General features: G+C 64.0%; 6 protein-coding genes. 3 read left to right on the forward strand and 3 right to left on the reverse strand.

Annotated features, from left to right (window positions below; genetic code table 11):
• From DBR22_RS13315 to DBR22_RS13325, 3 genes are all read right to left on the reverse strand, one after another.
• A partial coding sequence (locus DBR22_RS13315; protein ID WP_219928117.1) for a polysaccharide deacetylase family protein occupies positions 1–620 on the reverse strand: 620 nt, incomplete at its 3' end.
• A 230-nt stretch (positions 621–850) separates the two neighbouring features.
• Positions 851–1132 carry an Lrp/AsnC family transcriptional regulator gene (locus DBR22_RS13320; protein WP_056340053.1) on the reverse strand — a complete coding sequence of 94 codons (282 nt, stop codon included), beginning with the start codon at positions 1130–1132 and terminating at the stop codon, positions 851–853.
• 85 nt (positions 1133–1217) lie between these two features.
• Positions 1218–1643, reverse strand: coding sequence for a DUF3054 domain-containing protein (locus DBR22_RS13325; RefSeq protein WP_108599416.1), 426 nt, complete (start codon positions 1641–1643; stop codon positions 1218–1220).
• Between the two features lie 103 nt (positions 1644–1746).
• Between DBR22_RS13325 and DBR22_RS13330 the strand changes: the two genes are divergently transcribed.
• The 3 genes from DBR22_RS13330 to DBR22_RS13340 all read left to right on the forward strand — a co-directional run.
• Positions 1747–2598: a hypothetical protein gene (locus DBR22_RS13330; RefSeq protein ID WP_108599417.1), complete on the forward strand. Its 852-nt coding sequence runs from the start codon at positions 1747–1749 to the stop codon at positions 2596–2598.
• Positions 2599–2610: 12 nt separating this feature from the next.
• A complete protein-coding gene (locus DBR22_RS13335; RefSeq protein ID WP_108599418.1) occupies positions 2611–5838 on the forward strand; it encodes an HAD-IA family hydrolase in 3228 nt (1075 codons plus the stop codon).
• The coding region (locus DBR22_RS13340; RefSeq protein WP_146187501.1) for an HAD-IC family P-type ATPase at positions 5835–6519 on the forward strand (685 nt) is incomplete at its 3' end. The genes DBR22_RS13335 and DBR22_RS13340, both read left to right, overlap by 4 nt.

Genomic DNA, 6519 nt, shown 5'->3' on the forward strand with positions numbered 1-6519 from the left:
GCCCAGAAGTCGATGTGGGACAGTGTGTGGTTACCAACCATGTGTCCTTCGCGGACGATGCGCCGGAAGATGTCGGGATACTTGACGATGTTGTCACCCACGGGGAAAAAAGTCGCAGGAACTCCCTCCTTGGACAGGAGATCAAGCACTTCCGGGGTGAAGCGTGGATCCGGCCCGTCGTCGAAAGTCAGCATGAGCGTGCGTTCCAGGGGTTCGCCGTACGCCTCCACCACGTAGGGGCTGGCGCCAATCAGCGGTATCTCGTCCGGGGTGGCCTCCCTCCAGACGGTGTCGCTGAATGGGTCCTTGAGCACAGTCTTGCCATCCGTTTGCTCAACCAGCGCTATGCGGTGAAAGATGGAGGCGCGCTCGTGATATCCGATCTTGGGAATGTTTTCCAGATCCTGCAGGGCCAACAGCTCCCGCGGGTAGTCAGACGCCTGGTGCCGGAGCCCTGGGTGCACAGGGGCGGTCGCCGCCGGGAGGATGCTGGCAGTCGAAAGGACCACCGTCATCACAGCCGCAAACACCAGGCCGAGGACTCTTCGCCAACGGTTTCCGCTGGCATCAAAAAAGACCGGTGCCCGGCCACGTGGGGTAACAGAGGCTGGTTTCGCCATGATTGCCTCGCAGGGTAACCGTGCGTACAGGGCGCCTGACAGGGTCAGGAGTATGACGGCTTGAAGCGGGGCAGATAAGGGGTGGAATCTGCTCGCCAAAGCGCTTCGGGCCCCAGCCGGTCCTGAAGTGTCACCTTATTTACGAGAATACGAGCCCGAAGCCTCCGACGCATGCACAAGAGGTACCCGACTTTTAAAGGGGGGGTACCTGCTCTTTGCGGGGCGGCTGCTTACTGTTCGAAACCCAGCGCAAATGCCGCATCGAGATCGTGCTGGGAGTAAGCGCGGAAGGCAATGTGAGTGGTGGTGTGAACGACGGCGGGCACCTTGGACAGTTTGTCGGCGATGACATCAGCCAGGTCTTCGTGCCGTGCCACGCGGGCAACCGCAATGAGGTCCCATTCTCCGGTGACGGAATAGACCTCGCTGATGCCAGGGATTGCAGAAATTTCTTCAGCAGTTTCCGGGATGCGTGCGGCGTCGGTCTTGATCAGAACGAATGCGGTGATCACTTGTCAATCCTTCCGGGATCTGTTGGCCGTAGCTTTGCCCGGCAAGACTGTTTGGTCTTGCCAGCCTATTACATGCGGGCTCACATCAGCGCTGGCCCCGCGCCATGCCAATGCGGTGCACGCCGGCCAGGATGAGCCGGTAGCCAACAAGCAGAAGTCCCAGGCTGAGCAGGGCAACAACGATGAACGCGATCACCACAGTCTGCCCCGTGATGGCCCTGAGGATCATGCCGCCGGCAACTGCGCCGATCCATACGGCCAGCCCCGAAGGGCGCACCGTCAGCGGACGCAGCCAAACCCTCAGGGACAGCCAGCCGAGGGCCGCCCCGGCGAGAAACGGCCATGCAGTCTGAAGCACCCCCAGAATGATGTCGCCGCGTTGGTGCGCGTCCCGTCCGATCGCGGCGAACACCAGGATCAGGAGGGCATCAGCAACCGCGGCGCCAAGAACGGTGCCCAGGCCGGCCCTCTGGTGTTCGGAAAGGGGTTGCGGCAGTGTCTCGGGAGTCATGGGATACCAGCCTACGTGGCGCAGGCTGTCTGGGACCAAAGCCTCTGCCCGTAGCAAGTGGTGCGGTGCTTGAGTTGGCGTTGACAGGAAGGCGCCAAGACCAGTGCTCAGAAACCTTCGGCTTCACAGGGTCCTTTGGGCGGTCACCGGCCTGCTGGCTCTCGTGGCCGCAGTCACGGGTGTGGCCGTCCCCGGGATCTACGCGGGCGTCGTTGCGCCGGACCTGGTTCCGGGCGCCTTCTCGCAGGACATCATTTCCGTTGCGGCGGCAGTCTTGCTGATTGCCGTGGCGCTGGCGGGTGGAAACGAACCGGCCAAGGGCCAGATCGTGGCACTCGGGGTGCTTGGCTATCTTTTCTACGCGTACGGAATCTATGCCATCGAGCGGACCTACAACGGCTTCTACCTTGTATACCTGGCAATCTTTGGCCTGGCTTTCTGGGGGCTCATCGCTGCCGGGGCCAACCTCGAGCGGAATCCCCTCGAAGTGAACCTGCCCCGGACCCTCCGCATCATTTCTGCCTCCGGGGCGCTCCTTCAGCCCTTCATCTTCTATCCGCTCTGGATCGCCATGCTGGTGCCCCTGATGAGCACGGGAAACCAGATTGACTCTTTGTACTCCATCTATATCCTGGACCTCTGCTTCATCATGCCTGCGTTCCTGCTGCTGGCTTTCCTCGGCTACCGGTCCCATCCGCTGGGTCTCCTCCTCCTGCCGGCTCTGTACATCCTCGGATTCACGCTCATCTTCTCGCTGGCCCTGGGCGAACTCGCAAAGCCTCTCTTTGGCCTGGACATCAATGTCCAGTCGTTCTGGCTGTCCCTCGGTCTCTCCTTGTTTTTCGCGGTCATCGGCGCTTTCCACCTGCTGAAGCTGGATCTGATGCCACGCCCGGGCGAATCTGCTCAGCAAGCGGCGCACCCACGGCCGACCGGTTCAACACCCGCACGCTGAAGGTGAACAGCCATGGCACACTCGCCCACAGCCTCCGCAGCACTGTCGCCGTTTGACGCAGTCATTTTCGATCTGGATGGTGTGGTGACCGATACGGCCTCGGTTCATGAGGAGGCATGGAAGGAACTCTTTGACGGAATGCTGAAGGACCCCAGGATCCCGGCCGAGGCTTCAAACCGTCCCTTCAGCCACGCCGATTACGTCAGTTACGTGGATGGCCGGCCACGGATGGAGGGTCTGGAGGAATTCCTCGGATCCCGCGGAATCACCCTTCCCGAGGGAACGGCTGCAGATTCCGCCGGGGCCTGGTCACTCCACGGCCTGGCCACGCGGAAGGACCAACTCTTCAGGCAACGGCTGGGACGTGAAGGTGTCAGGGCATTTCCGGGAACGGTGGCACTCCTGGACAGACTGCGCTCAGCACGGGTTCCGGTGGTACTGGCAACATCCAGCCGCAACGCAGCCGCTGTCCTGGCGGCGGCCGGCCTCTCGGACGCCTTCGACCTGGTGGTGGGCGGTGTGCTCGCCGGGGAGTTGGGACTGCCAGGTAAGCCAGACCCGGCGCTCTTTCTTGAGGTAGTTCACCGGCTGGGTATTCCTCCCGCCCGGGCAGTGGTGATCGAGGATGCCGTGGCCGGTGTGGAAGCTGCGCGGCGCGGCGGGTTCGGCCTGGTGGTTGGCATCGACAGGGCGCAGAGGCGGGCCGAGCTGGAGGCTGCCGGTGCCGACGTTGTGCTGACGGATGTGAGCCAGCTCGATCTTGGCCGTGTGCTTAGTGACCCGTGGCGCCTGATCTATGAGGGCTACGATCCGGCTCACGAAGGACACCGGGAGGCTCTGACGACCCTGGGTAACGGGTACGTGGCAGTCCGCGGCGCTGCTCCCGAGAGCCGGATGAGCGAAGTCCATTACCCGGGGACGTACCTGGCCGGGGTCTACAACAGGCTGGTCAGCCGGGTGCAGGGCCAGGATACTGAGGACGAGCACATGGTGAACCAGTCCAACTGGCTGGTCCTGGACGTCCGGCTGGACGGCGCAGGGTGGTGGTCCGGCGGTGGCCTGAGGATCCTCCGCGAACGCCGGGTGCTCGACATGCGCAAGGCCACCCTCGAACGCGAAATCCTGCTGGAGGCACCTGATGGACGCCGGTTGGCAGCGGTCCAGCGCCGGTTTGTGTCGATGGCCCAGCCGCACCTGATGGCCCTGGAAACAACCTTCACAGCTCTGGGCTGGAGCGGATCCCTGCTGATGCGCAGTGGAGTGGACACCAACGTCACCAACGAGAATGTGCCGGAGGATGCGCTCCTGTCCCACCACCATCTGGTCCGGTTGAACGCGTCAGCACCTGCGGAACCGGTTCCGGTCATTGAAGTGGAAACGAGCCAAAGCCATATCAGGATCGCCACCGCATTACGGACGGCCATCTCCGGAATGGAACGCGGCAAGTGGCCGGACCCTGGCGCGCACGGCCCTGGCGCGCACGGCAACGGCGCGCCGGTGGAGGAGACCGGGTTGTATTGCCGGACCTGGGAGCTGCACTTGACCGATGCCGTGCCGGTGGCGGTGACCAAAACGGCGGCTACGGTGACCTCCCGGGACCATGCCATTTCCTCCCCGGCGCTGGCCGCCCTGTCAGTGCTCAATGCCGCCGGCGGGGACTTTGACGTGATGCTGGCGGCGCATGGGGATGCCTGGGGCAGGCTGTTGAATCTGTTCGCCATCGATGTGGGCGGCAGTCCACACGTACAGCTGATCCTGAACCTCCATGTCTTCCACCTGCTCCAGACCTTGAGCCCGCATACAGCGGAACTGGACGCCGGCGTGCCTGCCCGAGGGCTCCACGGGGAGGGGTACCGGGGCCACATTTTCTGGGATGAACTTTTCGTCCTGCCCCTGCTGACGTCACGGATGCCAATGGTGGCCCGTTCCCTGATCAACTACCGGTGGCGGCGGCTTCCGGCGGCCCGGGAAGCAGCCGTGGCGTCCGGGTTCCAGGGCGCGCTCTATCCCTGGCAAAGCGGCAGCGACGGGCGGGAGGAGACACCCAGGCTGCTTTTCAACCGGCGCTCCGGCCGGTGGGTGCCTGACTACTCCCATCTTCAACGCCATGCGGGGCTGGCTGTCGCCTTCAGCGCCTGGCAGTATTTCCTCGCCACGCAGGACAGGGAATGGCTCCTCCGCCACGGCGCCGAGCTGATCGTTGAAGTGGCACGGCTGGTTGCCTCCATGGCTGATCACGACCAGGACATGGACAGGTTTCATCTGAGTGGCCTCATGGGGCCCGATGAATACCACACGGGCTATCCGGCAAACCCGGGCGCCGGCCTGGATGACAACGCCTATACGAACGTCATGGCAGCCTGGGTATGCGCCCAGGCCTGCGAGATCATGAACCTCCTGTCCGGCCACGACCTCGAAGACCTTCAGGACCGCCTGTCCATTGACCCCGGGGAGATAGAGGGCTGGAAGCACGTCAGCGAAAGAATGTCAGTGCCATTCCACGACGGCATCATCAGCCAGTTCGCAGGCTACGAGGACCTGCTGGAGCTCGACTGGGACCACTACCGCAACACCTACCGGAACATCGAACGGCTGGACCTGATCCTCGAAGCCGAAGGGGACAGCACCAACCGGTACAGGCTGGCCAAACAGGCTGACGTGCTGATGCTGCTCTACGTCCTGGGAGAGAAGGAGTTGACCACGTTCCTGGCCCGCCTGGGCTACGAAGTCTCAGCTGAGCAGCTGGCAGGCACCGTTGACTACTACCTTGCACGCACAGCCCATGGTTCCACCCTGAGCAGGGTTGCCCACGCGTCGGTGCTCGCAGCCAGGGATCCGGAGCGGGCGTGGAACACCTTCCGCGAAGCCCTCAGTGCGGACCTTGACGACACACAGGGAGGCACCACCCACACGGGTGTCCACCTCGGCGCGATGGCGGGAACCATCGACGTCGTCCAGCGAAGCTTCGCCGGACTCAGGATCACCAGGGACGCTCTCCTTTTCGCCCCGAAAATGCCGAAGGGCATCACCAACGTGGAATTCCGGGTCCGTTACCGGGACCATCTGCTCACAGTCCACCTCGAGCACGGAACGTTGACCGTGTCCGCGGCTCCTGGCGACGCCGCAGCCATCCGCTTACAGGTTGGTCCCGAACAGGTGCTGTTGGGCGCCGGCGGCACCCGTCGCTTCACGCTCGGCGGACGTGCGGACGCGGACGTGCCGGGGTTGACGTTGCCATGACGCAGCCGGTGGGCCCACCGATACACGGGCCGGTGGACGCAGGGTTAAGTTCGGAGCGGGCTGCGGCGTTGTTGCAGGAGACCGGACCGAATGTTCTCCCGGCCGCCAAGACGGTGCCGCGCTGGCGGAAACTGCTGGGGGAGCTGACCCACTTCTTTGCACTCATGCTCTGGTGCGCGGCGGCACTGGCCTTCATCGCCGGGATGCCGGAACTGGGTGTCGCCATCATCCTGGTGGTTATCGTCAACGGGATCTTCGCCCACGTCCAGCAGGAACGGGCCCAGCACGCAGCGGCAAAGCTCCGGGGGCTGCTTCCGGCTGACGTCTCTGTCCGCCGGGACGGGCGGCTGGTGAGGGTACACACCAGCGGTTTGGTCCCGGGGGACACGGTAGTCCTGACAGCAGGCGACCGGGTGCCCGCCGACGTCGTCCTTTCCAGCGCGTCCGCCTGCGCAGTGGATGAGTCCATGCTGACCGGTGAAAGTGAAGCCGTAGCGAAATCCGACGGCGACAGCGCCTGGGGCGGTACATTCCTCGTCAACGGAGAGGCCGACGCCGTGGTGTCCCGTACCGGGGGGAACACCCGCCTGGCCGGAATCGCCGCGCTGACCAGCGGGACGCAGTCGCCGCCTACCCCGCTGGCACTCGAGCTGCGCCGGATTGTCCGCCTCGTCGCGGCGG

Origin of the sequence: Arthrobacter sp. HMWF013, from assembly GCF_003061105.1 — a bacterium.
GTDB lineage: Bacteria > Actinomycetota > Actinomycetes > Actinomycetales > Micrococcaceae > Arthrobacter.

Bases quoted from the DNA above. Each gene is read 5' to 3' on its own strand.
- DBR22_RS13325 (WP_108599416.1), bottom strand. From the start codon at position 1,643: ATGACTCCCGAGACACTGCCGCAACCCCTTTCCGAACACCAGAGGGCC.
- DBR22_RS13335 (WP_108599418.1), top strand. From the start codon at position 2,611: ATGGCACACTCGCCCACAGCCTCCGCAGCACTGTCGCCGTTTGACGCA.